Consider the following 25,029-nt stretch of genomic DNA (forward strand, 5'->3'; position numbering starts at 1 on the left):
CAACCGCTATGACCTGTTTTTCCTGCATCATCATTTCGGAACCATCAACCTGGACCATCCCGAATGAGCGGATCATGTGTTACCCATGTCCCCGCACACCTGTTACCCATGTCTCCGGTCCATACACAGCCGCAAAGAAAAGTAGGCAAAAGAAAGCGGCTCAAACCGCTAATGCCTGCCACAGTTCACATCGCGCCGCTAACGGTGAATGGCTCCGGAGCGTCTGTCACCTCGCACCACCAAAGTGAGTGACAAGGCAGTCATTCATCCCGCTGCTCGCTACGCGCGCTGCGGTTGGGGCTGCATGGGAAACCAGGGGCGCTGTCAGCCTCGGCGAGGATGCACGCGCACCAATGGTTTCGGTTATGCCCTTCGGCGCGCGGAGCGCCGCCGGAAGGATGACTGCCTTGTCACCAACTTTGAAGGTGCGGAGTGACAGACGCTCCGGAGCCATTCACCGTTAGCGGCGCGATGTGAACCGTGGCAGGCATTAGCGGTTTGAGCGGCTTTCTTTGCCTACTTTCTTTGCCGCTGCAAAGAAAGTAGGTGCCGCCCCGCACAGGGGCAACGCATGCACACCGACGCGAAAACAAGGAAAGGCCAACCCGGCCAGGAACAACCACAAAAAATCAACCCTCACCGCGGCGTCAGCTGCGCATAAACATCATGCGCAAGCTGCAGCAACGCCTTACGATCGATCCCCCCGGAAAGCGCATACCCAAAGTCGCCATCCACCCAATAAAACACATTCACAGGCCCATCCTGATAAAGCTTGAACGCGGTGGTATTGGCGCTCGCCTTGCGGTGCGAGATACACAGCGTCACCCGCTCGCCACGCGCATTGTGATACATGAACTGCGCGACTTCACCGCCGTCGTCGGCCGGCAACAACCGCCCACCCGAAAGCTCGAACCCGCTCTTCGAGAGCATCGGCGCGCGCACGTTGGTGCCGAGCCGGTTCGCGAGCCACTTCACGAAGTCCTGCTCCTGACTGTCGTCCATCGTGTCGGGACGCGCCACCGTCGGCATGTAGACCACGTGCGCAAGCGCCGCTTGCTGCGCAAAGCGCATGGTGCCATCCGCGCTCACCGCGCGCAGTTCGCCGCCGCCAGCCGCGCCTGCGGGTCCGCCCGTGCCGCTCATGCCGTAATGCATGCCCCACCCGATGCCCACGCCCAGCACGAGCGCCGCCGCGAGGCCCGCGAAGCGCGGCCAGTTTGCCGCCGGGCGCGCATTTCGCACCGCTTGCTGCGCGGGCTCAGGGGCGGCCACGCGCAGGCGCGCAGGCAGCGGCTCGTTGAGCACGCGGTCGTAACGCTCGTGCAGCAGATTGTTCAGCGCGAAGAAGTCGCTCGCGCGCGCGGCAAGCTCGGGGTTGCGCTCGAGCTCGCGCTCCACGTCGGCGCGACGCGCCTCGGAAAGCGTGCCGTCCACGTAGGCGTGGATCTCGTCTTGCGTGACTGGATTTTGTTGCTCGCTCATCGCACCACCTTCAGATTCGCACGCGGGACGGAACCGGCCATGAGCGCCCGCAAGCGCTCACGTCCCCTCGACAGACGCGACATGACCGTGCCGATCGGTATGTCGAGCGCCAATGCGACATCGGCGTAACTCATCTCCTCCAGTCCTACCAGAAGCACCACCTCGCGCTGCTCCACGGGCAGACGCTGCAGCGCAAAGTCCAGATCCCGTACTTCGAGCGCACCCGTCTGCGCGGCGGGCACGGCGTAGTCGGTTTCGGGGACGCTGTCGTCGTCGACGGAAACGTGGGCCCCGCGTGCCGCCGACTTGCGCACCTGGTTCACGAACAGGTTGTGCATGATCGTGAAGAGCCAGGCGCGCAGATCGGTGCCCGAACGGAACAACTCCGTGCGGGCGATGGCGCGCTCGAGCGTGTCCTGCACGAGGTCGTCGGCAAGCTCGCGGTTGTTGATCAGCGCGCGCGCGTAGCGTCGCAGGCGCGGCACGTGTTCTATCAGCTCGTCACGGATGTCCATGTTTCATCCTGGATTGCCGCAAGGGTCATTGCGCGGTTTGCATCCTCGGGCGGGTTCACGATCCTTCGCCTTCGCGCGCCGGCTGCGCGGCGAGCGTCGCGAGGTCCGCCGCGCGCATCAAGCCGCGCGTTTGGGCGTTGCCCGCGAGCACCCAGCGCGTGCCGTGCTCGCGCCACATCAGGAGCCGCAGCGGCCCCGCGCGGTGTGCGCTCCACTGCGGGGCCGCGCCGGCCAGCCACGCCCGGCTCGCGAGCAGCACCACGCGCTCGCCCTGGTTGTTCTCGTACACATAGCGCTGCGCACTCGCAAACGGGCCAACCCGCACTTCGCCACCGCCGAGAAAATGCAGGCCCGCCGCGCCGAAATCGAACGGCGCACGCGCCGCGCCCGCTTCCAGCGCCTCCGGCTGCCCGTTTTCGGCTTCCATCAGCGCCATCACCGCAGCGTTGTTCAGCACTTGTTGCGACGGCTCCGTCACGCCGATCCACGCCACTGCGGCACCCGCCAACGCCAGCGCAGCCGCGAGAGCGATAGCGTAGCGCAACGCCCGCCTGCTCCGGGCTGGCGCGGCGCGCGAGTGCGGCGTCTGCGCGGGCCGGGCCGGGTAAGCATCGCGGATCTGGGCGTTCAGACGCCGGTAGAACAGGATGCGATGCCATTCGCCGGGCTTGCCGGCGAGGTAACGCCGCACGTGCGCCGCCTGCGCGCCGGCAAGCGTGCCGTCGCTATAGGCCTGGATATCGGCTTCGGAAACCGGCGGCTCATCGAGCGGCCCGCGAAACTTCATGATCGTGAATCGACGTTGATTAGGTGGCGATGCGGGGGCTAACGCGCGGCGAGACCGGATTATTCCAGCAGGCGGCGAAATTCCCCTTTTGCGTGGCGCTCGAGCGACTTTGCGCCCCGCGGGCGGGCCATTCATCGCATCCGCATAAAAAAACGCCACATTACCCGCATTGAATAATATTTGAATTATTTCCTTAAAAGCGCATGCGAGCATCACGCCCAACTGCCGCGCATCCTGCGGCATGTTCGTAATTGACGGGAATTCAAGTGAAAAATGCTGCTCGCCTCATTGCCTTGTCGGTAGCGCTGCAAGGTCTCGCCATTCAACCCAGCGTCGCGCAAAGCACGCTCAACTACACCACGTCCTGGATCGGCAACAGCTTCGGTTTCGGCGACGGCAAGTGGATGCAGCAGGACGTACAGGCCATCGCCGTCGCGCCCGACGGCACCGTCTACGCGAACGCGCCCTGGGACGAAAGCGGCAGCGAGATCGGCGTCTACCGCGGCGGCGACAAGCTCGCCGTGGCCGGCAACACGCATGGCTGGGGCAATGCGGGCGGCGACGCCATCGCGGCGAACAGCACCTATGTCTATGCCGCGATGTCGATCGGCAACCAGAGCAATGCTCTCGTGGGCGCGGACTATCCGCCCGCCAACCAGACCTGGTTCGGCGTGACGCGCCGGCTGCGCTCGAACGTGGCGCAGGGCGCGCCGTTCGCGAGCGGCATCGGCAACAGCGCGAACGCGACGAAAAACAGCTTCCTGCGCGTGCTCGCCGCCCCGAGCAGCAGCGACGGCGCCGTGCGCGGCCTCGCCGCCACCGACGCCGAACTGTACGTTGCCGATACCGCGGACAACCGCATCGTGGTCTACGACGCGCAAACCATGCGTCAGCTGCGTGCTTTCACCGTGCCGACGCCGGGCCGCATTGCGCTGGCCACGGACGGCACGCTCTGGGTGATCCAGGGCATGCAGGACGCGAACGGCCCGAGCATCGGTCACTACCGCAAGGACGGCACCGCGCTCAACGATGCACCCGTGCTGCCTGCGGGCACCGTGCCGACCGATCTCGCCTTCGCGCCTTCCGGCCAGCTCTCGATTGCCGACAACGGCCCTTCGCAGCAGATTCTGCTTTACGCCCGCTCGTCGAGCGGCCAGTTGGCGGCCGCGGGCACGCTGGGCACGCGCCAGGGCATCTTCCACGTCGTGGAGGGCGCGCCCGGCGACTGGCGCTTCAACGGCATCACCAGCATCGGTTACGACCAGGCGGGCAACCTGTACGTCGCGCAGAACGGCCAGGGGCCGCGACCGTACGGCACCGCGCTGGTCGGCCAGGGAGCGGTGCTCGAGAGCTACGCGATGGGCACGCGCACGCTGGGCTGGCGCCTCGACGGCCTGACCTTCGTCGATGCCGCCGCCTTCGACCCCGCCAACACCGCCAACGTCTTCACCGGCTCGAAGCGCTTCACGCTCGACTACAGCCAGGTGTCCGGCAAGCAATGGACCTATGCGGGCTTCACGCTCAACCGCTTCGCGTATCCCGACGATCCCGCGCTGCACTCCACGCGCGGCGTGCGCGGCTCGCCGATGGTGCGGCGCTTCAACGGCCAGCCATTCCTCTATACGCTCGACCAGTACGCGCACTACCTGAACATCTACCGCTTCTCGAGCGCGACCGATGGCGAAGTCGCGATTCCCTCGGGCCTGCTCGCCCAGAATCCGATGCCGGGCAACTGGCCCGCCGGCCAGCCGACCTACGGCGAGTGGATGTGGCGCGACGCGAACGGCGACGGCCACGTGGACGCGAGCGAGATCACCTCGAACCCCTCGACGGGCGCGACCGTCGGCAACGGCTACTGGTGGGTGGACACGCCCGGCAACGTGTGGCTCGCCACGCCGCTTTCGGGAATTCGCGAGATGCCGATGCAAGGGCTCGACGCACAGGGGAATCCGCAGTACAGCTATGCATCGTCGAAGATGTTCCCGATGCCGGCGCCGTTCAACCGCATCGCACGGATCGTCTACGTGGCCGAAACCGACACGATGTACATCACCGGCTTCACCGCGAACATTCCGTGGGATGCGTCGCACTGGAAGGAAGCCGGGCCCGTGCTCGCGCGTTACGACAACTGGTCGAGCGGTTCGCCCACGCTCACGTGGCAGGCGTCGTTGCCCTGGAACACGGGCAGCAGCCCGCAAGTGACAACGGTCGGAATCGCCGTGGCCGGCAACTATGTGTTCATCGCGGAGCTCTACACGCAGAAGGTCGACGTATACGACGCGCGCAGCGGCCAGATCGTCGGCTCGATGACGCCCGGTGCGAACGTGGGCAACACGAGCGGGTGGGTGGACATCTATATGGGCATGAGCGCCGCGCAGCGCGATAACGGCGATTACGTGGTGCTCGTGGAGGACGACGCGCGCGCCAAGATCCTGATGTACGACTGGACGCCGGGTTGAGGCGCTGCGCCTTTACGGCCGCCCCGACACGTGCGTGGAAAACGCCACGCGATTGCGGCCATCGCGCTTTGCGCGGTAAAGCGCGGCGTCGGCTTCCTCGATCAGCGCCGTCTCCGCGAGCCCCGGCGCGGGCGTGAGCGTCGCCACGCCAATGCTGATCGTGAGGTGCTCGCTCACGGCTGAACCCACGTGCGGCAACGCGAGTCCCACCACGTCGCGGCGCATTTTCTCGGCGAGCAGCCGCGCGCCCGCGCTGCCCGTGCCCGGCAGCACCACGGCGAACTCTTCGCCGCCGAAGCGCGCCACGAGGTCGCGCGGCTGACGTATCTCGCGGCGGATCGTCGTCGCCACCGAGCGCAGCACGTTGTCGCCCGCCACGTGGCCGTAGGTGTCGTTATAGGGTTTGAAGTAGTCCACGTCGATCATCAGCAGCGACACTTCGGTGCGCTCGCGCTCCGCCCGCTTCCACTCGGCGCTCAGGAATTCGTCCAGGTAGCGCCGGTTCGAGAGGCCGGTCAGGCCATCCGAATGCGTCAGGCGGCGCAGTTCGAGGTTCGCGCGGAGCAGTTCCTGCTGCGAGCGGCGCAGCGCGCGATAGGCCTCGTCGCGCTGGAGCATGTTTACGTAGGATCGCGAATGATATTTCACGCGTGCGATCAGCTCGACGCTGTCCGGCAGCTTGACGAGGTAATCGTTGGCCCCCGATGCGAACGCCGCGCTCTTGATGGCGGGTTCTTCCTTGGTGGAGAGCACGATGATCGGCACGTCGCGTGTCGCTTCGTTCGCGCGGTAGGCGCGCACGAGCGTGAGGCCGTCGGTGCCCGGCATCACGAGGTCCTGCAGGATCACGGTCGGGCGCACTTCCTCGGCCGTGCGCACGGCCTGGTCGGGATGCGCGCAATAGTGGAAGTCGATCTCGCGTTCGCTGGCGAGCGCCCGGCGCACCGCCTCCGCCACGATCGCCTGGTCGTCCACCAGCAGCACCATCATCGGCATGTCGGCGGTGGGCATCGTTTGCTCCAGCGCGCTGCGCACGGCCTCCAGCGCGACGGCGAGCGAAGCGTCGTCGGCGCTGCCGGGGTCGAGATCCGCGTCGATGCCGACGTCCGGCCCGATGCTGTCTGCAACGTTTGCGCTGGTTGGAAGATTGGACTTCTCGGTCATGATATCGGTCGCGTCTCGTGATGGCTGGCATCTAGCCGGCAGGTTGATGCGGGAGTTTCACCCGGCTCGCAAGCTCGGCGGCAATGGCGTCGAGCGGCAGGATCGCGCGCGCGGCGAAGAGCGCCGCCGCCGCTTTGGGCATGCCGTATACGGCGCTCGTCGCCTCGTCCTGGGCGATGGTGTGCCAGCCCTTGGCGCGCATCGCCTTCAGGCCGATCGCCCCGTCGCGTCCCATGCCCGTGAGCAGCACGCCAATCGCCTCGCCCGTCCAGCGCTCGACGAGGCTGTGAAAGAACGTGTCGACGGAGGGACGGTAGGGTGTGTCGGCCGGCTCGCGAGTGTAAGCCAGCTTGCCGCCCGCTGTCATGCGCAGATGATCGTTGGTCGCGGCGAGCAGTACGCAGCCGGGCTCAGGCTGCTCGCCCTCAAGCGCGATGCGCACCGTGAGCGGCGTCTGGCCGTCGAGCCAGGCGGCCATGCCCGCGGCGAACGACTGGTCCACGTGCTGCACGATCACGACGCTCGCGCCGAAACCGGCGGGCAGCGCAGCGAGCACGGTGGCGAGCGCGCTGGGGCCGCCCGCCGAGGCGCCGATCGCAATGAGCGGCGCTTTCGGCATGCCCGAAGCGGTGAACGCCGGCGCGCGTGCGGCGAGATCGAGCGCGCCCGACACGCGCCCGATCTGCTCGATTTTCGCGAGCAGCAGGTCCATGGTGCGGCGCGTGTCGGGCCCGGCGAGCGTGGGAGTATCGACAGCATCGAGCGCGCCCGCGCCCATTGCCTCGTACACGCGCCAGGCGTTCGCGCCCACGCTGCTCGTCACGATCAGGATTGGGCACGGCGAGCGCGCCATGATTTGCCGCGTGGCCTCTACGCCATCGACCTTCGGCATCACGAGATCCATGAGGATCACGTCGGGCACCTGTGCCGCGCAGAACTGCACCGCGTCCTCGCCGTTCGCGGCGACCCACACCACGCGATGGCCTGGCCGCGTCGCGATGGCCTGGCGCAGCGCCTCGACTGCTAGCGGCATGTCGTTGGCGATACCGATTTTCATCCCGTCGCCTCTCCGATCAGGTCGTTCACCGCGTCGAGCAGCGCTTCGTCGTGGAAGCTGCCCTTGGTCAGATAGTAGTCGGCGCCCGCGTCGAGGCCGCGCCGCCGGTCGTCTTCACGATCCTTGTACGAGACGATCATCACCGGCACGTTGCGATGCATCGCGTCGCCCTTGATCATCGTGACGAGTTCGATGCCGTCCATGCGCGGCATGTCGACGTCGGTGATGACGAGGTCGAAGTGCGCGTTGCGCAGGGTGCTCCAGCCGTCCATGCCGTCCACCGCCACCGTGACGTCGTAGCCGCGTTTTTCGAGCAGCTTGCGCTCCAGCTCCCGCACCGTCAAGGAGTCCTCGACAACGAGAATGCGCTTGCGTGCGCGCGCCCCGTCGTGTGCGCCGCCGCGCGCCACGCCCGCGAGCTGGCCATCGCGCACGAGACGCGCGACCGACGTCACGATGTCCTCCACGTCGACGATCAGCGCGACCTCGCCGTCGTCGAGCAGCGCCGCTGCCGAGACATTGCGCACCTTGCCCAGACGCACGTCGAGCGGCTGCACGGCGAGCGTGCGCTCGCCCGCGAAACGGTCCACGGCCACGCCATAGAGGCCCGCCTCGCTGCCCACCAGCACGACGTTGAGGTCTTCCGTGGTCGTGGCTTCGGCACCCGCGCCGAGCAGCTGGCGCGCGGTCACGAGCCCCACGGGCCGCCCTTCGAAGGCAATGTGCTGCTGGCCTTCGAGCATCTCGATCGTGCTGCGCGGCACGCTGAGCGCGCGGCGCACGTGCGCGAGCGGGAACGCATAGGCTTCGCCCGCGACCTCGACGATCAGGCTGCGCACCACCGAAAGCGTGAGCGGCAACTGCAGCACGAAGCGCGTGCCCTGCCCCGCCGCGCTCTCGATGCGCACCGTGCCGCGCACGGCCTTCGCGAAGTTCTGCACGGCGTCGAGGCCGACGCCGCGGCCCGACACGTCAGTGACGGTGTCGCGCAGCGAAAAGCCCGGCAGCAGCAGGAAGTCGAACAACTCGGCGTCGGACATCGCGGCCACGGCCTGGGGCTGCGCGAGCGAGCGCGCGGCGATGCTCGCGCGCAGTGCGTCGAGATCGATGCCCGCGCCGTCGTCGGCCACGGCGATCAGCAGCTTGCCGGCGCTATGGTGCGCTTCGAGCGTGAGGCTCGCCTCTTCCGGCTTGCCCGCGCGCTGTCTCGTTTCGGGGTCCTCGATACCGTGGTCGAGCGCGTTGCGCAGCAGGTGGCCGAGCGGCGCGTCGAGCATTTCGAGGATGTCGCGGTCTACTTGCGTCGACTCGCCGGCAATCGTGAAGCGCACGCGCTTGCCAAGCGAGCGCGCAAGATCGCGCACCACGCGCGGATAGGTGTGCGCCGTGTCGCCGAACGGCCGCATGCGACACTGCAGGGCCTCGTCGTAGAGGCGCTGCGCGAGTTGCGTGCCGCGCCGGTCGATGCGATCGACGTCGTCGAATCGTTCGGATAGCTGACGATCGAGCGACGCAACCGCATGGCGTATTTCCGCGAGTGCGTCGCGCGCGTCGACGTCGAGCGCATCCCCGTGGCGCTCCTGGAACTGGCCCAGCGCCGCGAGCACGTCGCCCTGCGCGCGGCGCGTGCGCAAGAGCCCTTCCGCGAACGGCCGCATGCGGCGCGACTCCACCAGCGATTCGCCCGCGAAGCCGAGCAAGCGGTCGAGCGTGCCGGCGCGCACGCGCAGCATGCGCTCGGCGTCGGCTGAGCGGGGTGGCAGGGGTTGCGCGAGTGGCGCGGGTTCGACGTCGGTGGACGCCACCGCCTCACGCTCCGGCTCGGGCAGACGCAGTGACGCCGCCAGCGCGGCAAGGTCGTCGGTTTCGGGCGCACTTTCGGCGGTGGTGTTGGACACGCTGGCCTGCGCCCCACCCTGAAGGCGCGCCGCGAACGCCACGACCGCCTCGTGCGAAAGCGGCGGCGCGTCGGCATCGCCTGCCGCGCTCAGCAAATCGATGCCGACGAGCAGTGCATCGATGCGCGCGGCGTCGATGCGCAACTCGCCGCGCTGCGCGGCCACGAAGCAATCCTCCATCGCGCTCGCCACCTCGACCGCCTCGGGCAGCCCGACGATGCGCGCGGCGCCCTTGAGCGAGTGCGTCGCGCGCATGCAGGCTTCCAGCGTGGCGGCATCTTCGGGTGCGGACTCCAGCGCGAGCAGGCCCGCGGAAAGCGTGCGCGTCTGCGCAGCGGCCTCCTCATGGAAGAGGTCGAGCAGCGAGCGGCGGCTCAGTTCGTCGTCGCTCATCGCAAACTCCTTGCAAGCGCATCGAATAGCACCTCGGCATCGAGCACGCCCACCGAACGCCCGCGCCAGTGCGTCACGCCGCGCACGTGCCGCCCGGCCGACTGCGCGAGCGTGGCGGGCGCGGGCAGGAGCGCGTCGGCGCCGAAGTTCACGACGCCCTCCACGGCATCGACGGGAAACGCCGTCGTTGCGCCCGCCCATTCGGTCACGAGCAGGCGCGGCGTGGCGGCGCGCGACGGTGCGCCATCGATACGCAGCAGCGCGGCCAGCGATACCGCGAGCGTGAGCACGCCGCGCACGTTCACGACGCCCAGCACGGCGGCGCTGCGCCGGTGCGGCAGCGTGTGGATGGCGCGCGCCTCGTGCACCTGGCGCAGCGCGGTAGCGGGCAGCGCGAGCCACTCGCCGCCCACGCGAAACACGAGCGAGCCCGCCTCGCGCGTGCGCGTGTCCACAGACTCGGGCGCGCGTTCGAGCACAAGCGCGGTTGGCGCAAGCGGCGCGGGACGGTCGAGCATGCGCGCCGCCGCTTCTTCGAATACCGGGCAATTCAGGCAGCGCACGCACGTTTCGAGGCGCGGGCACGAGTTGTCGCCCAGCGTGCCGATGACTTTCCAGCACTGCTCGGGCAGTTGCGACGTCGGCACGAGGTCCTGCGCGCGGTCTTGCTCCAGTTCGCGCTCAGGCATGGGAGCCTCCTGCGTCCGGTTCGGCACGCTGTGCGACTTCCTGTGCGGCGCGCTGTGCACGGCGCATCAGCCGGCGCGCGCCTTCGGCATCGCCCTGCACTTCGAGCAGCGCCGCCAGATGCGTGAGCGCTTCATAGTGCGAAGGCTCCAGATAGATGGCCTTGCGATAGTGCGCGAGCGCCGCGGCTGCGCGGCCCTGCGCATCGGCGATCAGGCCTAGCAGGTACCAGGTGCCCGCGTTCTGCGTCAACGCCTGCGCCGCTTGCGTGGCGAGACGTTCGGCCTCGTCGAGCGCGCCGGCATCCGCGAGACGACGCGCGTCGGCAAGCGCGGCTTCGGGCGCCCCAATGGACGGCCCGTCCGCCGCGTGGGCGTTCATCACGGCCGCCGCGCGCGGAGCCGGCGCGACGTGCAAGGGCCGCAGCGAGAGCCGCGACGGCGCGGACCCGCGCGCTGCCGCGGCCAGCGGCGCGTCCAATGGTGCAAACACCGGCGCGCTGCCGAATGCGGGCGCCGCTGCCGTGGCGGCAATTACCGGCAGCGGCGTGAGCGCAGGCGGCACGGCGGCCGCCGGGCTCGCCGGATGTTGATGATCCGCCGTCGCGCCGGGTTCCGGCGCGCGAAAACCGAACGCGAGCGGAATATAGGCGGACACCATCTCATGGCGCATCATCAGCCCCGTTTCCGCCGGTCCGACGAAGATCATGCCGCCCGCCGAGAGGCGCGCACGCAGCAGGTCGATGGCGCGGTCCTGCGAGGCGCGGTCGAAATAGATGAGCACGTTGCGGCAAAAAATGAAGTCGTAGCGCACCGGGTGCGGCGCGAGCCATTCGAACAGGTTCGCGCGCTCGAAGGTCACGGCGCGGCGCACCGTCGCGGCGATACGCCATCCGTCCGGCGCCGCCTCGAAATAGCGGTCGCGAAACGCGAGGCCGTCGCCCCGAAACGCGTTGCGGCCATACACGCCGCGCGCGGCCGCCGCAATCGACTGGCCGCTGATGTCGATCGCGTCGATGGCGAACTGCTCGTGCGCGAGGCCCGCGTCGAGCAGCGCCATGGCCGCCGAGTACGGCTCCTCGCCGCTCGAGCACGGCGCACTCAGCACGCGCAGCACGTCGCCGGGCTGCGCGGCCAGCCGCTTCGTGCCGAGGCGCGCGAGCGCGGCGAAGGCCTCGCGCTCGCGAAAGAACCAGGTCTCGGGCACCACGAGCGAATCGATCAGCGCCTGGCGCTCGGCAGGCGTGGTCGTGAGACGCTGCCAGTAGGCTTCGCGCGCCCAGTCGGGCAGCGCGGCGCCGCTCATCCACTCCTTGCGCGTGTCGGCCGGATGCAGGTCCGCGTGAACCTCGAGCGTCACTGCCGCCCGAGAGCCCACCGCGCGGGCGAGCGCGTTGGCGCCCAGCGATTCGGCGTCGATGCCGGTTTCCTCGAGCAGCCAGCCGGCAAAGCGCGGGTCGGCCTGTCTCATGGGGCGCCTTGCCGCGAAGGCGGATCGGGAAAGAGCAGCGCGCGCACGCGCGCATCGAGCAGCTGGGCGACTTTCACCCACTGCACGAAGCCGCGCTCGTCGCGCGCGACGGGCCCGAGCCAGCGCGCCTCGGGCGTGGCAATGCCGCCTTCGGCAAAGCGCTCGGGCGCAATCGACTGTGTGCGCGTCGCGCTTTCGAGCAGCAGCGCGAGGCGGCGCGGCGGCGCATGAGCGGCAGCGGCGCCGGTCGCGGCGCCACCGTCATACACGAGCACGAGCCGCGTGGACATGAGCGTGCGCGCAGGCCGCCCGAGCGCGAGCATCGGCAGATCGACCACGGGCACGGGCGCGCCCTCGTAGTCGATCACGCCGGCGATATACGCGGGCGTGCCCGGAAACGCGCGCACGGGCGCGAGCGGCAGCACGTGCGCAATCTCGCGGGCATCGAGCGCGTAACGCTCGCCGTCCAGTTCGAACACCAGGAAGAGCATCGCCGCTCCCGCGTCACGCCTCGATCCTGAACCGCGACACGCCGGTGCGCAGTTCGTTGGCGACGAGCGTGAGATTGTCGATGGCCTGCGAGGACTGGCGCAGCGACTCCGCCGTTTGCTGGGCGGCTTCGGAAAGCTGCGTGAGCGCCTGGGTGATCTGCTCGGCGCTCGTGGCCTGCGCCTGCATGCCGTCGTTCACCACCTGGAAGCGCGGCGCGAGCGTCTGCACCGCGCCGATAATCTGCGAAAGCTGCGCGCCCACGGCCTGCACGTCGTGCATGCCGCGCCGTACTTCCTCCGCGAACTTGTCCATGCCCATCACGCCCGCCGAAACCGCTGACTGGATCTCTTTCACGGTCTGCTCGATGTCGTAAGTCGCGACGGCAGTCTGGTCGGCGAGGCGGCGGATTTCAGTCGCGACCACGGAGAAGCCGCGCCCGTACTCGCCCGCCTTCTCCGCTTCGATCGCCGCGTTCAGCGAAAGCAGATTGGTCTGGTCGGCCACCTTCGTGATCGTCGCCACGACCTGATTGATGCTCACGGCCTTCTCGTTGAGGATGGCGAGCTTGGCGTTCACCGAGCCCGCCGCTTCCATCACGCTGCGCATGGTGTCTTCCATGTGGGTGAGGCCGCTCTGGCTCGTGCTGGCGAGCCCGGCCGACTGCTCGGCCACTGTCGCCACCTCGCTCATGGTGCGCACGAGGTCGCGCGCCGTGGCGAAAATCTCGCGCGAGGTCGCGCCGATCTCGGTCGTGGTGGCGGCCGTCTCGCTCGCGGTGGCCTGCTGCTCTTTCGACGTCGCGGCCACTTCGGCCACCGAGGTCGAGACCTGCAGCGACGACTTTTGCGCCTGGGCGACGAGGCTGGCCAGTTCGTCGCTCATTCGGTTGAAGCCGTCTTCGAGCACGCCGAATTCGTCGGTGCGGTTTAGCGCGAGGCGCTGCGAGAGGTTGCCGGTGCGCATGGAGTCGTGCACATCCACGAGGCGCGCCATCGGCACCGTAATCGCGCGATACAGCGCATAGCCCGTGGCGAGCGCCGCGAGCAGCACGACGCCCAGCGCCGCGGCAAGCGTGAACTCCGTGCCCGTGACCGAGTTGCGGATGGTCTGGGCGGACTCGTCGGCCTGCTGACGGTTTTCGTCGACGAGCGTGTTGGCCGTGGCGAGCACCTCCTGCCACGCCGGGCCGATCTGCGCAAACGCGGCCTGCGCGGCGGGGCGCGAGGCGGGCAGCTGGCTCGCTACCGCCTTCGCTAGCGGCAAATAGCGCGCGTAAGCGTCGCGAAAGCGCTGGAAGCGCTCGCGGTCGTCGCTGCGAAAAAGCGTGTGTTCATACTGCCGTGCGGTCTCCTCGACCCGCGCCAAGGCAGCGGGCAGGCCCGACAGGTCGCGGGCCACGCTTTCCGGGTCGGCATCGACGAAGGCCGCGCGTTCGACGAGGCTATAGGTCTGGTTGGCCGCCGCGCGCAGCGAGGTCGCGTAGAACAGGCCCGGCACCGAATCGCTCGTGAGGCTCATCGCCTCGCTGTCGATGGCGCGCAGGCGGTCCCACGAGATCGCGGCCATCGCGAGCATGAGCACGAACAGCAAGCCGAAGCTGAGGACGATGCGTGTGCCGAGGGTGAAGCGAGCCTGAGTCTGTCGAGGCAGGCCGGCTCGGCCGGAACGGGGCATGGCGGTGCTCATTGCGCTAAAGACTCTCCGGTGGCGTGGACCGGCGCGACCGCCCTGCCGGCGAGGCGGGGCGCGGCTGCGCAGGGCGAGGCCGCGCGCGGCGGCCTTGACCGCCGTAGTGTAATGGGTTTGCGCACTTTTATGGAACAAGCGATGCTAGCGGTCAGCCACGCAGGACGGGGCTTGCCGGGCTTTCGGAGATAAATCTGCAGAGTTCGCCGGGCCTTTTGGCGGCCCGGCGCAGCGCCGCGCGGGGACGCGGGCGCGCCGTGGGCGATGCGTCCCGCATCGGCGGGCGGGCGAGAAACAGCCAAAGCGGCCGGGGCGGCCGCCGCGCAGGGAGCGCTTTACTTCTTGACGAAGCGCAGCGTAGCGTCGACGACCATCTCGCGATGGCGCGCACGCAAGCGCGGATGCGAGGGGTCGCGCCCGAACGCCGCGCCGAACGTGTGGCGGTTACCTACGCGATGAAAGCACATCGAGCTGATGAGCAGGTGCAGGTCGATGGGATCGATGTCTTCGCGAAATGCGCCGCTCGCCACGCCGCGCGCGAGCAGGTCTTCGATCGTGCGGATCGCGCTGGCGTTGCGGCTGCGGAAGGTCTTCAGGCGCTCGATGTACTTCGCGCCGTGAATGTTCTCGATGGTCACGAGGCGCACGAAGTCGCGGTGGCGGTCGTGATAGTCGAAGGTGAATTCGACGAGCCGCCGCAGGCCTTCCATAGGGTCCAGTTCGTCGATGTGCAGGTCCAGTTCGAGCGCGCGGATGTCGCCGTAGACCTTGTCGAGCACCGCTTCGTACAGCCCTTCCTTGCTGCCGAAGTAGTAATACAGCATGCGCTTGGTGGTGTTGGTGCGTTCGGCGATCGCGTCTACACGCGCGCCTGCGAGACCCATGGCCGAGAATTCGGCCGTCGCCACTTCGAGGATATTGCGCCTGGTCTGCTCGGGATCGTACTTGCGCCGGCTTTCGGATTGAGCATCGTTGCGTTCGGCCGAAGCCGCCGGTCTTGCCATGTTTTTTTGGCCCGCAGCAGGGAAGGAATGCGGGCGATTTTAGCACGCGGGGCGCGGCCCTATAGAAGGTGCCGCGCCCCGCTGTCCCGCCGAAAGCCCGCGCGCAGGCGGCCTGCGAGCCTTACAGCTCGATGCGCTTGATATCGCCCACGATGAAGATATACGAGGCCGCGCCGATCAGCGCGATCACGCCGATGAATACGAGCGCCCAGACGAACGAGCCCGTCGCACCCACGATCAGCCCCACCACCAGCGGCGTGATGATGCCCGCGAGATTGGCCGCCAGGTTGAAGATGCCGCCGGTGAGACCGAGCATGCCGGCCGGCGCGATATCCGACACGAGCGTCCAGCCGAGCGCGGCCATCCCTTGGGCGAAGAACGCCACCGAGAGGATCGCGATCACGGCCACGTTGCTGTCCACGAAGTTCGCGAGAATGATCGTCGAGGCGAGCAGCAGACCGGCGATGATCGGCAGCTTGCGCGCCACGTTGGCCGAGATGCCGCGGCGCAGCATCCAGTCGGAGAAGGTGCCGCCGAACATCACGCCGATCGACGCGGCAATGAACGGCATGATCGCGAAGAAGCCGATCTTGAGCCAGCCCATATGGCGCTCGGTGGCGAGATAGGTGGGGAACCACGTGAGGAAGAACACGAGCGTGGAGTTGCCCGCGAACTGCCCGAGGCAGATGCCCGCGAGCTGACGGCGGCGCACCAGTTTGCCGGCCATGCGCCAGTCGAAACCCTGCTTTTTCGGTTCGCCGGCAGCGGCTTGCGCGTCGGCCTTGCGTTCGTGGCGAGCGAGACCGCCGCCCGCCTCGATGTAGTCGAGTTCGGCGCGGTTGGCCGCGGGGTGCTCGTGCGGCTCGCGATACAGGAACCACCACACGAGGCCGAACGCGATGCCCACGCCGCCCACCACGTAGAACAGCGAGCGCCAGCCATACGCCCCCATCAGCGCGAACAGGAACGGACTGAAGAACGCGAGACCGATGTATTCGCCGACCGTATAGGTGCCCGTGGCGAATGCGCGCTCGCTTTGCGGGAACCATGTGGCGACCACGCGGCTATTGGTCGGGAAGCACGGCGACTCCGCGGCGCCGAGACCCAGACGGCACGCGAACAGCGCGCCCACGCCGCTGATGAAGCCCTGAGCGAGCGTGCACATCGACCAGAGCGTCATCGAGAGCCAGTAGGTGAACTTGCTGCCGAAGCGGTCGAGGAACACGCCGCCCGGAATCTGCGCGACGACGTAGCTCCACGAGAACGCCGAGAACACGAGGCCCATGAGCGCCGCGTTGATGCCCAGTTCCCTGGTGAGCTGCGGCGCTGCGATGCCGAGCACGGTGCGATCGAGGTAATTGATCATCGTGCCGACGGCCAGCAAGCCCAGGATGCGATAGCGCGCTTTCGAGCGGCGCATCGCGCCCTCGACGGGGGCGGCTGCGGAAAGGTTCGGCGCGTCGCCGCGCCCCGTGGATACGGGTGGTGCCATGTCTTCGTCTCCGATATGTCGACGGGAGTTGGCGCTTCAGCGCTTACTCCCGTCCCATGCCCATGTGGCGGTCGACAGGAGTTGGCGCTTCAGCGTTTACTCCTGTCCCATGCCTATGTGGCGGTCGACGGGAGTTGGCGCTTTTGCGCTGACTCCCGCCGCGCGCTGTCGTTGTTATTCGCTGGCGCTTGCAGCATTCGCCGCCAGCATGGACTGCAGATGCGCATACATGCGTTCCGCGTCGGGCTCGACACCCGTGAACAGCCGGAACGCATCCACTGCCTGGTACACCGCCATGCCGCCGCCGCTCAGCGTGCGGCAGCCGCGCGCCTCGGCCGCTTCGAGCAGCGCGGTGCGGATCGGGAAATAGACGATGTCCGCCACCCACAACCGCTCGTGCAGATACTCCGCAGGCAACGGCATACCGGGCAGCTTCGCCATGCCGGTAGGCGTGGCGTGGATGAGGCCGGTGGCGTGCTTGAGCACTTCGCGCAGATCGCCGCCCGCGCTCACGCGAGCCGCCGGGAAGCTCGCCTGCAATTCGCTGGCGAGCGATTCGGCACGCGAAGCGTCCACGTCGAACAGCGTGAGCGCCTGGGCGCCCATCTGCAGCGCCGCGTGTGCGACCGCCGCGCCCGCGCCGCCCGCGCCCAGTTGCACCACCGCTTCGAGCGAGACATCGGGCAGGCCACGCTGGAACGCGCGCGCGAAACCCGACCAGTCGGTGTTGTGGCCGATGCGCTTGCCGTCGCGGAACAACACCGTGTTCACGGCGCCGAGCGCGCGGGCGTCATCGGAGAGTTCGTCGAGCAGTTCGATCACGGCCTGCTTGCACGGATAGGTGATGTTCAAACCGTCGAAACCCATGCGCTCGGCGGCCAGCAGCAACTCGGGCAGCGCGGCGGGCGTGAGCTTCAGCGCTTCGAGGTCGATGCGCCGATATACATAGTGGAAGCCGAGTTCGCGGCCTTCCTGCTCCTGCATCGCGGGCGTGAGCGAACCGCCGATGCCCGAGCCGATCAAACCGCAGAGAAACGAGTTGGCGGTTGCGCGCGCGCCCAGCGCATTCGTTTTCGCGTGGTTCTGGGCGCTCATTTCGTCACCTTTTTGGCGAGCAGCGTGGCCATGCGCTCCAGCGCGAGCACATACCCTTGCGTGCCGCAGCCGACGATGATGGCCTCTGCAATGGGCGAAACGAACGAATGGTGCCGGAACGCCTCGCGCTTGTGCACGTTCGAGATATGGACCTCGATCACGGGCTTCGCGATGGCGGAAAGCGCATCGGCGATCGCCACCGACGTATGCGTATAGGCCGCCGGATTGATGACGATGCCGTCCACGCGCGTGCGCGCTTCGTGCAGCCAGTCGATCAGCTGATGCTCGGCGTTCGACTGGCGAAAATCGATCTCGAGCCCAAGACGCGCCGCCGCCTCGCGGCACAGGTTGGCAACGTCATCTAACGTTTCAGCGCCGTAGATCGCAGGCTCCCGCGTTCCCAGCAGATTCAGGTTCGGTCCGTTCAGGACCAGCACCGAAGGCATTCCCATTACACACACTCCAGAACAGCTTGACGACCGGCACGGCGCATGCTCGAGAACCGTTGCATGTTTCACCGCATGGTCGCCAGTGTGCCGCGAAGCGGTACACCGGTCACCTGGGGTTTGCCAGAATTTGTACTAACTAGTTAGTTTGGCGTATCCTTCGGACACTCCAGCGGCAAGTGTTTCTGCGGTGCGCCAGTTAGTTAAATGCCCGCCCTACACCGCCGCGCCGGACCCTTGTTCAACACCGAAGTCGCCGTCAGCAAGCTCGCCATGCCCATGTCCAAGCCGCTCCACGCCCCCTCTCGCGCGCTGCGTCGCTCGATCGCCACGGTGTCGATCAGCGGCACGCTCGCCGACAAGCTCGCCGCGATCCGCGCCGCCGGCTTCGACGCCGTCGAGATCTTCGAGAACGATCTGCTCTATTTCGAAGGCTCGCCCGCCGACGTGCGCCACATGGCCGGCGATCTCGGCCTCGATATCGTGCTGTACCAGCCGTTCCGCGATTTCGAAGGCGTTGCGCCCGAACGCCTCGCGCGCAACATCGAACGCGTGAAGCGCAAGTTCGACGTCATGCATCAGTTGGGTACGGACCGTTTACTGGTGTGCAGCAATGTCTCGCCCGACACGATCTGCGACGACGGGCTCGCTGCGGAACAGCTTGGCGCGCTCGCGCAGGCCGCCGGGGAAGCGGGCGTGACGATCTGTTATGAGGCGCTTGCGTGGGGACGCCACGTGCGCACCTATGGCCACGCGTGGCGGCTCGTCAACACCGTCGATCACGCGAACCTGACGCTCGCGCTGGACAGTTTCCACACGCTCTCGCTCGATGACGCGCCCGACGGCATCGCTACGATCCCGGGCGCGCGCATCGGCTTCGTGCAGATCGCCGATGCACCGAGAATGCAAATGGACGTGCTCGAATGGAGCCGGCACTATCGCTGCTTCCCGGGCCAGGGCGACTTCGCGCTCGCGGATTTCACGGCCCAGGTGGTGAAAAGCGGCTACACGGGCCCGCTTTCGCTCGAAATCTTCAACGACGGCTTTCGCGGCGCGCCGCCCGCCGCCACGGCCGCCGACGGCCATCGTTCGCTCTTGCTGCTCGAATCGCTCACGCGCGAAACCCTGCAGGCGGAGCATGTCGAAGCGAGTGCGCTCTACCACCCGAGCGCCGCACCCGCGAACGCGCAGTGGCAATTCCTCGAGTTCGCCGTGGACGACACCGCCCGCGCGCATGTGGCGAACTGGCTTGAAAAGCTGCATTTCCGCCGCGCGGGCCAGCATCGTTCGAAGGACGTGACGCTCTATCAGCACGGCTCGGCCGCCATCGTCCTCAACGCCGAGCCCGACTCGTTCGCCGACGCGTTTTTCCAGCGCCACGGGCTCTCGCTTTGCGCCTCGGCGTTTCGCGTGGACGATGCGCGCCTCGCGCTCGAACGCGCGGCGGGATTTGGCTACCAGCCGTTCTCGGGCCGCGTGGGTCCGAACGAGCGCGTGGTGCCCGCCGTCCAGGGGCCGGACGGCAGTCTTAACTATTTCGTTAACGAGGAGCCGGGCCAGCCCACCCTCTTCGAGGCCGATTTCGCGCTCACGGATATCGACGGCCCGGTCGAAGTAGGACCGATCGCGGGCATCGATCACGTGAGCCTTTCGCTGCCTGCCGGCTCGTTCGATTCATGGGTGTTGTTCCTGAAGTCGGCGTTCGGGCTCGAAGCGACGCCCGCCGTGCTGCTGCCCGATCCGTACGGCCTCGTGCGCAGCCGGGCGCTCATGAGCCGCGACCGCGGGCTGCGCGTGGTGCTCAACGCCTCGGTGGACCAGCACACGGCCGCGGCAGAAACCGTGCGCGCCTACCACGGCACAGGCCTGAATCACGTGGCGTTCAGCACCGGCGACATCTTCCGCGCCGTGACCGAATTCGAGGCGGCCGGCGTGCCGCTCCTGCGCATACCCGCGAACTACTACGACGATCTCGACGCGCGCCACGCCCTCGACCCCGAGTTTCTCGACGCGCTGCGCAACCACAACCTGCTCTACGACCGCGACGAGCGCGGTGGCGAGTTCCTGCACGCCTATACGGAGACGCTCGACCAGCGCTTCTTCCTGGAGATCGTGGAGCGGCGCGGCGGCTACGACGGCTACGGCGCGCCCAACGCAGCCGTGCGCCTCGCGGCGCAGGCGCGCCAGCGCGCACTTGCCGCACAGAGCGCAGGCAAACCGCTGGATTGATTCAAACGCAGTCACCGTAGTCACTTCGCGCAGCAGTACGCACGCCGCATCGACCTGAAAGTCATGCGGCGTAGCAAAGAAAAATATAAGCAGTCCAAATCTCACCCGGAGACACACAACGATGAAGAAAGCAGGCCTTGGTATCGGCACGTTCCTCGCGACTAGCGCAGCCCTCGTGGCCAGCCCCGCGTTTGCGCAAAGCAGCGTTACGCTTTACGGCGCAGTAGACGACGCCATCACCTACGTCAACAACCAGAACGGTCACTCGAATGTCTATCTGCGCCAGGGCAACCTGTATGCGTCGAAGTTCGGCTTGCAAGGCAAGGAAGATCTCGGTGGCGGCACGTTCGCGATCTTCGACCTGCAGAATGGCTTCGACCTCAACTCGGGCGCGCTGTCGTCGAGCGGACTGATCTTCAATCGCCAGGCCTACGTGGGCCTGCAGAACCAGAACCTGGGCACGTTCACGGCCGGCCGTCAGTACACGCCGTATTACCTGTTCGTCGGTCCGCTCACGGGAAGCTCGTGGCTCACCGGCGCAACCGGCGCGCACCCTGGCGATATCGACGGTCTCGACACGACCGTGCGCATCAACAATTCGGCGACTTACACCTCGCCGATCTTTTACGGCGTGCAGGCGAGCGCCATGTACGCGCTCGGCGGCATTGCGGGGAGCACCGGCAAGGGTCAGACGTGGAGCGCCGCGCTGCGCTACTCCGCCGGCCCGGTGAGCCTCGCGGCGGCCATCCTGCGCATGGACAACGCGCAGTTGACGAGCGGATTCGACAGTTCGTCAACGGGCAGCTTCGGCAAGTCGTCGCTTAATACGGGCTATGTCTCGGCTAACGCGGTCCAGCACATCGCGGCGGGCGGCAACTACACGCTCGGCAACCTGGTCCTCGGCGCGTCGTATTCGAACGTTCAGTACATCGCGGGCGGCAAGTCGATCTTCCACGACACGGCCATCTTCAACACCTGGGCGGCGCTCGCCGTGTATCGCTTCACGCCGGCCTTCGACGTGGGCGGCGGCTTCGCCTATACGCTGGCTTCGAAGGCCAATGGCATCACGAGCGCGGCGCGCTACCAGCAGTACTCGCTCAAGGAGTCGTACCACCTCTCGAAGCGCACCACGCTCTATGCGCTGCAGGCCTACCAGCACGCCGGCGGCCAGACGCTCGGGGCGAACGGCGCGGGCAACATCGTCAACGCAAGCCCCGCCGTGGGCGACTCGCAAAACTCCACGCCTTCGTCCACGCGCTCGCAGTTCGTCGGCATGGCCGGTATCGCGCTGCTGTTCTGATCCGGTGTTCCGATGCACCGGCGGGGGCCGCCTGCACGGCCCCCCCTCGACGCAGCGGCACGGCGCTGAGTACACTCGCGGATATCGCCTAAACGAATCCACGCGAATCCGCGAACTCACCGTGCCGCCCCCCGTTCCCGCCATCAGCCCACGCCTGCGCAGCAGGCTTCGCACGCTCGCCAAAACCCAGCCCAGGGCTGTTCAGCGCACCTATGACACGCTGCTCTCGCTCGAAGGCTATAGCGCGCTCTCGGCGGCGGCGCGCAAGGACATCTTCACATCGATCGCGTTTTCCGCGAACCAGTGGTTCCAGTGCCTGCTCGACGGCACGCCGCCCACCGCCGAAGTCATGGATCAGACTGCGGCGTTCGCGCGCCGACGTGTCCACCAGAACGTGCCGCTGCGTTCGCTGCTGCGGGCCTTTCGCCTGGGCGCGCGTGAGTTGTGGCGCACCTGCACGGAGCTCGCCGAGGCCGACCCGGCGCTCGCGCATGAACTGCTATTCGATATTTCGCCTTATCTGCTCGATTACTTCGACGCGATGGCCGAGCACATCGCCGAAGCCTATCTCGACGAGCAGCACCAGCAAGCACGCTGGCGCGGCTCGCTGCTGCAGCAGCTCTACGACCTCGTGTTCCATGCTCCCGATGACGCCGCGCGCTTTCGCGAGACCGTCGAGGCGCTCGGCCTCGACGCCACGCTGCCGCGCATTGCGCTCGCTGTCGATCTGGATTTGCGCGACCACGCGCCTTCGGTGCGCGAGGATGCGCTCGACCGTTTCGCGCTCAGCGCCGCGCGGCACTTCGAGCTGAAGCCCGACGCGCTGGTGCGTGCGTGGCATCGCGAGCGGCTGGTGTTCTGGCTGCCGTGCGTGCGCGGCGATTCGATGACACGCAACGACCAGCGCGTGACCGAGCATGCGGCCGCGCTCGCGCGCGCCGAGCCGCGCGTGCGCAGCATCGGCATCGGGCTCATGAACGAAGGGGCGCGCGGCTGGGCGGCCTCGGTGGAAGAGGCGCTCAAGGCGGTGGACTTTGCGCCGCGGGGCAGCCACGTGGACGACAGCGAGGAGAATGGCGACTTCCTGCGCGTGCACCGCTTTTCCTCGATCGCAATCGAGGAGAGTGTGCGCAGCAGCGCCAACGTGCTGCGTTATCTCGTCTCGCTCGCCGAGCAGCTGGCGACGGAGGCCGACCTGCTCGCCACGCTCGAAGCGTGGTTTGCAAGCGGCCAGCGCCGGCGCCAGACGGCCGAAACGTTAGGTGTACATCCAAACACGCTCGACTACCGGCTCGAGCGCATCGAGACGCTGCTGGGCGCGAAGCTCGCTGATGCGCACTGGATTGCGCGGCTGGATATCGCGCTGAAGCTGCGCGGAGCGACGCAGGGTGCCCAGCGCGATGGCAAGAAGAAGGAGAGGAAGGGGCGCCTCGGGGTGAAGAAGGCGAAGAGCGCGGCGCGCTGAATGACGCGGCGCGCCCCTGTCGCGCGTCACCCCGCGTCGCGCAATTCCCGCCGCAAGATCTTGCCCACCGTCGACTTCGGCAGCGCTTGAACGAAGCTCACCACGCGCGGCACCTTGTACGCCGCGAGTTGCGCCCGGCAATGCGCGATCACGGCTTCCTCGCTCAGCGCCGCCTCACGCGCGGGCACCACGAACACACGCACGGCCTCGCCGCTGCGTTCGTCGGCCACACCCACGCACGCGCATTCGGCCACGCCTGGCAGCGCGGTCACGACCGCCTCGATTTCATTCGGATACACGTTGAAGCCCGAAACGAGGATCATGTCCTTCGAGCGATCGACGATGCGCAGGAAGCCGCGCTCGTCGAACACGCCCACGTCGCCGGTGCGAAAGTAGCCATCGTCCGTAAAGGCGGCGCGCGTGGCCTCGGGCTGGTTCCAGTAGCCCTGCATCACTTGCGGGCCCTTCGCGCAGATCTCGCCGGGCTCGCCTGGCGCTGCCTCGACGCCGTCGTTCATCAGCTTGACGTCGGTGGAGGGCACCGGCAGGCCCGTCGTGCCGGTGAAGCGATCGACGCTCCCCGGATTGAACGAAAGCACCGGGCTCGTCTCCGAAAGCCCGTAGCCTTCGCGGATGAACCCGCCCGTAATGGCCTGCCAGCGCTCGGACACCGTGGCAATGATCGCCGCGCCGCCGCCGCCCGCGAGCCGCAGCCGCGAAAAATCGACTTCGCCGATGCGCGGATGCGCGACGAGCCCCGCATAGAGCGTATTGACGCCCATGAAGCTCGTGGGCCGCGCGGCCTTGAATACGTCGATTACGCCGCCCAGATCGCGCGCATTCGCAACGAGCCAGTTCTCGGCGCCAATTGAGAAGTAGGTGATCAGATTCACCGTCAGCGCGAAGATGTGATAGAGCGGCAGCGCGGTGACGACGACTTCCTCGCCCGGGTTCATGAAGCCCGGCATGAAGGTCTTGAACTGCTCGACGTTGGCGACGAGATTGCGATGCGTGAGCAGCGCGCCCTTGGATAGGCCGGTCGTGCCGCCCGTGTATTGGAGGAATAGCGGATCGTCGCCGCACAACGCGGGGGCTTCGAACGGCAAGCCGGCGCCTTGCGCGAGCGCCGCCGCAAACGAGCCCGGCTGCGCATCGCGCTCGCCGCCCGTGCTTGCGCAATCGCTTGCGGCAACGCTCAGCACGGTCTTGACGGCCGTATTCGCCTTGATTGCTTCGAAAGTCGGCAGCGCGCCGTCGAACGCCACGAGCGTTTGCGCGCCCGAATCCATCAGCTGGTGCTGAAGCTCACGCGGCGTATAGAGCGGATTCACGTTTACCTGCACCGCCCCTGCCCGCACGACGCCGATCAGCGCGATGGGAAACGCGAGCAGGTTCGGCAACATCACGGCGACGCGGTCGCCCTTCTTCACGCCCACGTGCTGGAGATACGCCGCGAAGTCGCGCGAGAGACGATCGACGTCGGCGTAGCTGAGGGTGGTGCCGCCCGGCGTGGTGCCGCCCGGCGTGGTGCCGCCCGCGCGCAAAGCCGGCCGGTGCGCATGATCGCGCATCGCCTCAATGAGCATATGCGCGAGCGACGGATGCCGGTCGGGATCGATGGCAGCGGGAATCTCGCCGTAGCTGGCGAGCCAGGGGGCTTTTGACACGTTCGTCTCCATGAAATCATGCGCGGCTTGTCCGCGAGGTGCCGCGTTTCACGCCCATGCTACGGGCTCGCCCGGGTCGCGAGAACTGGGAAAGCGGATAAGGTGATTGTGAAAAGTCACAAAGAAGGAGCCCGCGCGCGGCCCCCATGCGGTGTCACGTCCGTGTCTGATTTCTGTCAATTGTGCGACACTGCGTCGTCTCGCCCGCATCGCTCTTTCAGCATGCCGACGCGGCACCGCG

At 67.5% G+C, this 25,029-nt stretch carries 19 protein-coding genes; 4 read left to right on the forward strand and 15 right to left on the reverse strand.

The features are described 5' to 3' along the window. Positions 1-636: 636 nt before the first annotated feature. The 3 genes from AB3X98_RS14930 to AB3X98_RS14940 are packed head-to-tail and all read right to left on the reverse strand — an operon-like array spanning position 637 to position 2,784. The gene (locus tag AB3X98_RS14930) at positions 637-1,482 is read right to left on the reverse strand and encodes an anti-sigma factor (RefSeq protein ID WP_069268593.1); all 846 of its coding nucleotides are present in this window, start codon (positions 1,480-1,482) and stop codon (positions 637-639) included. Next, positions 1,479-1,997, reverse strand: a complete 519-nt coding sequence (locus tag AB3X98_RS14935) for a sigma-70 family RNA polymerase sigma factor (RefSeq protein ID WP_069268594.1) — start codon at positions 1,995-1,997, stop codon at positions 1,479-1,481. The genes AB3X98_RS14930 and AB3X98_RS14935 overlap by 4 nt, the downstream gene beginning before the upstream one ends. Before the next feature lie 55 nt (positions 1,998-2,052). Next, positions 2,053-2,784 (reverse strand): transcriptional regulator, encoded by a 732-nt coding sequence (locus AB3X98_RS14940; RefSeq protein ID WP_368606023.1) that lies wholly within the window; start codon positions 2,782-2,784, stop codon positions 2,053-2,055. A 404-nt stretch (positions 2,785-3,188) separates the two neighbouring features. Between AB3X98_RS14940 and AB3X98_RS14945 the strand changes: the two genes are divergently transcribed. Then, positions 3,189-5,243, forward strand: coding sequence for a hypothetical protein (locus tag AB3X98_RS14945; protein ID WP_368606029.1), 2,055 nt, complete (start codon positions 3,189-3,191; stop codon positions 5,241-5,243). 12 nt (positions 5,244-5,255) lie between these two features. On the opposite strand, the gene AB3X98_RS14950 is transcribed toward AB3X98_RS14945, so the two are convergent. The 11 genes from AB3X98_RS14950 to aroQ all read right to left on the reverse strand — a co-directional run bounded on the left by AB3X98_RS14950 (position 5,256) and on the right by aroQ (position 18,133). Beyond that, the gene (locus AB3X98_RS14950; RefSeq protein ID WP_368606028.1) at positions 5,256-6,254 is read right to left on the reverse strand and encodes a diguanylate cyclase; all 999 of its coding nucleotides are present in this window, start codon (positions 6,252-6,254) and stop codon (positions 5,256-5,258) included. A 184-nt stretch (positions 6,255-6,438) separates the two neighbouring features. Then, a complete protein-coding gene (locus AB3X98_RS14955; protein ID WP_069268596.1) occupies positions 6,439-7,464 on the reverse strand; it encodes a chemotaxis response regulator protein-glutamate methylesterase in 1,026 nt (341 codons plus the stop codon). Continuing rightward, complete coding sequence (locus AB3X98_RS14960; RefSeq protein WP_368606022.1) at positions 7,461-9,755, reverse strand: hybrid sensor histidine kinase/response regulator; 2,295 nt, start codon at positions 9,753-9,755, stop codon at positions 7,461-7,463. The genes AB3X98_RS14955 and AB3X98_RS14960 overlap by 4 nt, the downstream gene beginning before the upstream one ends. Beyond that, positions 9,752-10,444, reverse strand: coding sequence for a chemotaxis protein CheW (locus AB3X98_RS14965; RefSeq protein ID WP_368606021.1), 693 nt, complete (start codon positions 10,442-10,444; stop codon positions 9,752-9,754). Before AB3X98_RS14965 ends, AB3X98_RS14960 begins: the two co-directional genes overlap by 4 nt. Continuing rightward, positions 10,437-11,912, reverse strand: coding sequence for a CheR family methyltransferase (locus tag AB3X98_RS14970; protein WP_368606020.1), 1,476 nt, complete (start codon positions 11,910-11,912; stop codon positions 10,437-10,439). Before AB3X98_RS14970 ends, AB3X98_RS14965 begins: the two co-directional genes overlap by 8 nt. Continuing rightward, positions 11,909-12,403, reverse strand: coding sequence for a chemotaxis protein CheW (locus AB3X98_RS14975; RefSeq protein ID WP_368606019.1), 495 nt, complete (start codon positions 12,401-12,403; stop codon positions 11,909-11,911). Before AB3X98_RS14975 ends, AB3X98_RS14970 begins: the two co-directional genes overlap by 4 nt. Positions 12,404-12,416: 13 nt before the next feature. Continuing rightward, on the reverse strand, positions 12,417-14,090 hold the full coding sequence (locus tag AB3X98_RS14980; protein ID WP_368606018.1) for a methyl-accepting chemotaxis protein: 1,674 nt from the start codon (positions 14,088-14,090) through the stop codon (positions 12,417-12,419). Between the two features lie 335 nt (positions 14,091-14,425). Continuing rightward, positions 14,426-15,094: a TetR/AcrR family transcriptional regulator gene (locus AB3X98_RS14985; RefSeq protein ID WP_069268602.1), complete on the reverse strand. Its 669-nt coding sequence runs from the start codon at positions 15,092-15,094 to the stop codon at positions 14,426-14,428. A gap of 121 nt (positions 15,095-15,215) precedes the next feature. Further along, entirely contained in the window at positions 15,216-16,514 is a 1,299-nt protein-coding gene (locus tag AB3X98_RS14990; protein ID WP_368606027.1) for an MFS transporter, read from the reverse strand. 246 nt (positions 16,515-16,760) lie between these two features. Then, on the reverse strand, positions 16,761-17,681 hold the full coding sequence (locus AB3X98_RS14995; protein ID WP_368606017.1) for a shikimate dehydrogenase: 921 nt from the start codon (positions 17,679-17,681) through the stop codon (positions 16,761-16,763). Continuing rightward, positions 17,678-18,133 carry a type II 3-dehydroquinate dehydratase gene (gene aroQ / locus AB3X98_RS15000; protein ID WP_069268605.1) on the reverse strand — a complete coding sequence of 152 codons (456 nt, stop codon included), beginning with the start codon at positions 18,131-18,133 and terminating at the stop codon, positions 17,678-17,680. The genes AB3X98_RS14995 and aroQ overlap by 4 nt, the downstream gene beginning before the upstream one ends. Before the next feature lie 306 nt (positions 18,134-18,439). On the opposite strand from aroQ, the gene AB3X98_RS15005 reads away from it, so the two are divergent. From AB3X98_RS15005 to AB3X98_RS15015, 3 genes are all read left to right on the forward strand, one after another. Continuing rightward, a complete protein-coding gene (locus AB3X98_RS15005) occupies positions 18,440-20,356 on the forward strand; it encodes a bifunctional sugar phosphate isomerase/epimerase/4-hydroxyphenylpyruvate dioxygenase family protein (protein ID WP_368606026.1) in 1,917 nt (638 codons plus the stop codon). A gap of 121 nt (positions 20,357-20,477) precedes the next feature. After that, positions 20,478-21,656, forward strand: coding sequence for a porin (locus tag AB3X98_RS15010; protein WP_342947443.1), 1,179 nt, complete (start codon positions 20,478-20,480; stop codon positions 21,654-21,656). A 121-nt stretch (positions 21,657-21,777) separates the two neighbouring features. Then, complete coding sequence (locus AB3X98_RS15015) at positions 21,778-23,121, forward strand: PucR family transcriptional regulator (RefSeq protein WP_368606016.1); 1,344 nt, start codon at positions 21,778-21,780, stop codon at positions 23,119-23,121. A 26-nt stretch (positions 23,122-23,147) separates the two neighbouring features. Here the strand turns inward: AB3X98_RS15015 and AB3X98_RS15020 are convergent, their stop codons facing one another. After that, entirely contained in the window at positions 23,148-24,788 is a 1,641-nt protein-coding gene (locus AB3X98_RS15020) for an AMP-binding protein (protein ID WP_368606015.1), read from the reverse strand. Positions 24,789-25,029 lie beyond the last annotated feature (241 nt).

This window comes from Paraburkholderia sp. BR14312, from assembly GCF_040948675.1.
In the GTDB taxonomy this organism is placed as follows: Bacteria; Pseudomonadota; Gammaproteobacteria; order Burkholderiales; family Burkholderiaceae; genus Paraburkholderia; species Paraburkholderia nodosa_A.

Bases quoted from the DNA above. Each gene is read 5' to 3' on its own strand.
- AB3X98_RS14930 (WP_069268593.1), bottom strand. From the start codon at position 1,482: ATGAGCGAGCAACAAAATCCAGTCACGCAAGACGAGATCCACGCCTAC.
- AB3X98_RS14935 (WP_069268594.1), bottom strand. From the start codon at position 1,997: ATGGACATCCGTGACGAGCTGATAGAACACGTGCCGCGCCTGCGACGC.
- AB3X98_RS14940 (WP_368606023.1), bottom strand. From the start codon at position 2,784: ATGAAGTTTCGCGGGCCGCTCGATGAGCCGCCGGTTTCCGAAGCCGAT.
- AB3X98_RS14945 (WP_368606029.1), top strand. From the start codon at position 3,189: ATGCAGCAGGACGTACAGGCCATCGCCGTCGCGCCCGACGGCACCGTC.
- AB3X98_RS14950 (WP_368606028.1), bottom strand. From the start codon at position 6,254: ATGCCCACCGCCGACATGCCGATGATGGTGCTGCTGGTGGACGACCAG.
- AB3X98_RS14955 (WP_069268596.1), bottom strand. From the start codon at position 7,464: ATGAAAATCGGTATCGCCAACGACATGCCGCTAGCAGTCGAGGCGCTG.
- AB3X98_RS14960 (WP_368606022.1), bottom strand. From the start codon at position 9,755: ATGAGCGACGACGAACTGAGCCGCCGCTCGCTGCTCGACCTCTTCCAT.
- AB3X98_RS14965 (WP_368606021.1), bottom strand. From the start codon at position 10,444: ATGCCTGAGCGCGAACTGGAGCAAGACCGCGCGCAGGACCTCGTGCCG.
- AB3X98_RS14970 (WP_368606020.1), bottom strand. From the start codon at position 11,912: ATGAGACAGGCCGACCCGCGCTTTGCCGGCTGGCTGCTCGAGGAAACC.
- AB3X98_RS14975 (WP_368606019.1), bottom strand. From the start codon at position 12,403: ATGCTCTTCCTGGTGTTCGAACTGGACGGCGAGCGTTACGCGCTCGAT.
- AB3X98_RS14980 (WP_368606018.1), bottom strand. From the start codon at position 14,090: ATGAGCACCGCCATGCCCCGTTCCGGCCGAGCCGGCCTGCCTCGACAG.
- AB3X98_RS14985 (WP_069268602.1), bottom strand. From the start codon at position 15,094: ATGGCAAGACCGGCGGCTTCGGCCGAACGCAACGATGCTCAATCCGAA.
- AB3X98_RS14990 (WP_368606027.1), bottom strand. From the start codon at position 16,514: ATGCGCCGCTCGAAAGCGCGCTATCGCATCCTGGGCTTGCTGGCCGTC.
- AB3X98_RS14995 (WP_368606017.1), bottom strand. From the start codon at position 17,681: ATGAGCGCCCAGAACCACGCGAAAACGAATGCGCTGGGCGCGCGCGCA.
- aroQ (WP_069268605.1), bottom strand. From the start codon at position 18,133: ATGGGAATGCCTTCGGTGCTGGTCCTGAACGGACCGAACCTGAATCTG.
- AB3X98_RS15010 (WP_342947443.1), top strand. From the start codon at position 20,478: ATGAAGAAAGCAGGCCTTGGTATCGGCACGTTCCTCGCGACTAGCGCA.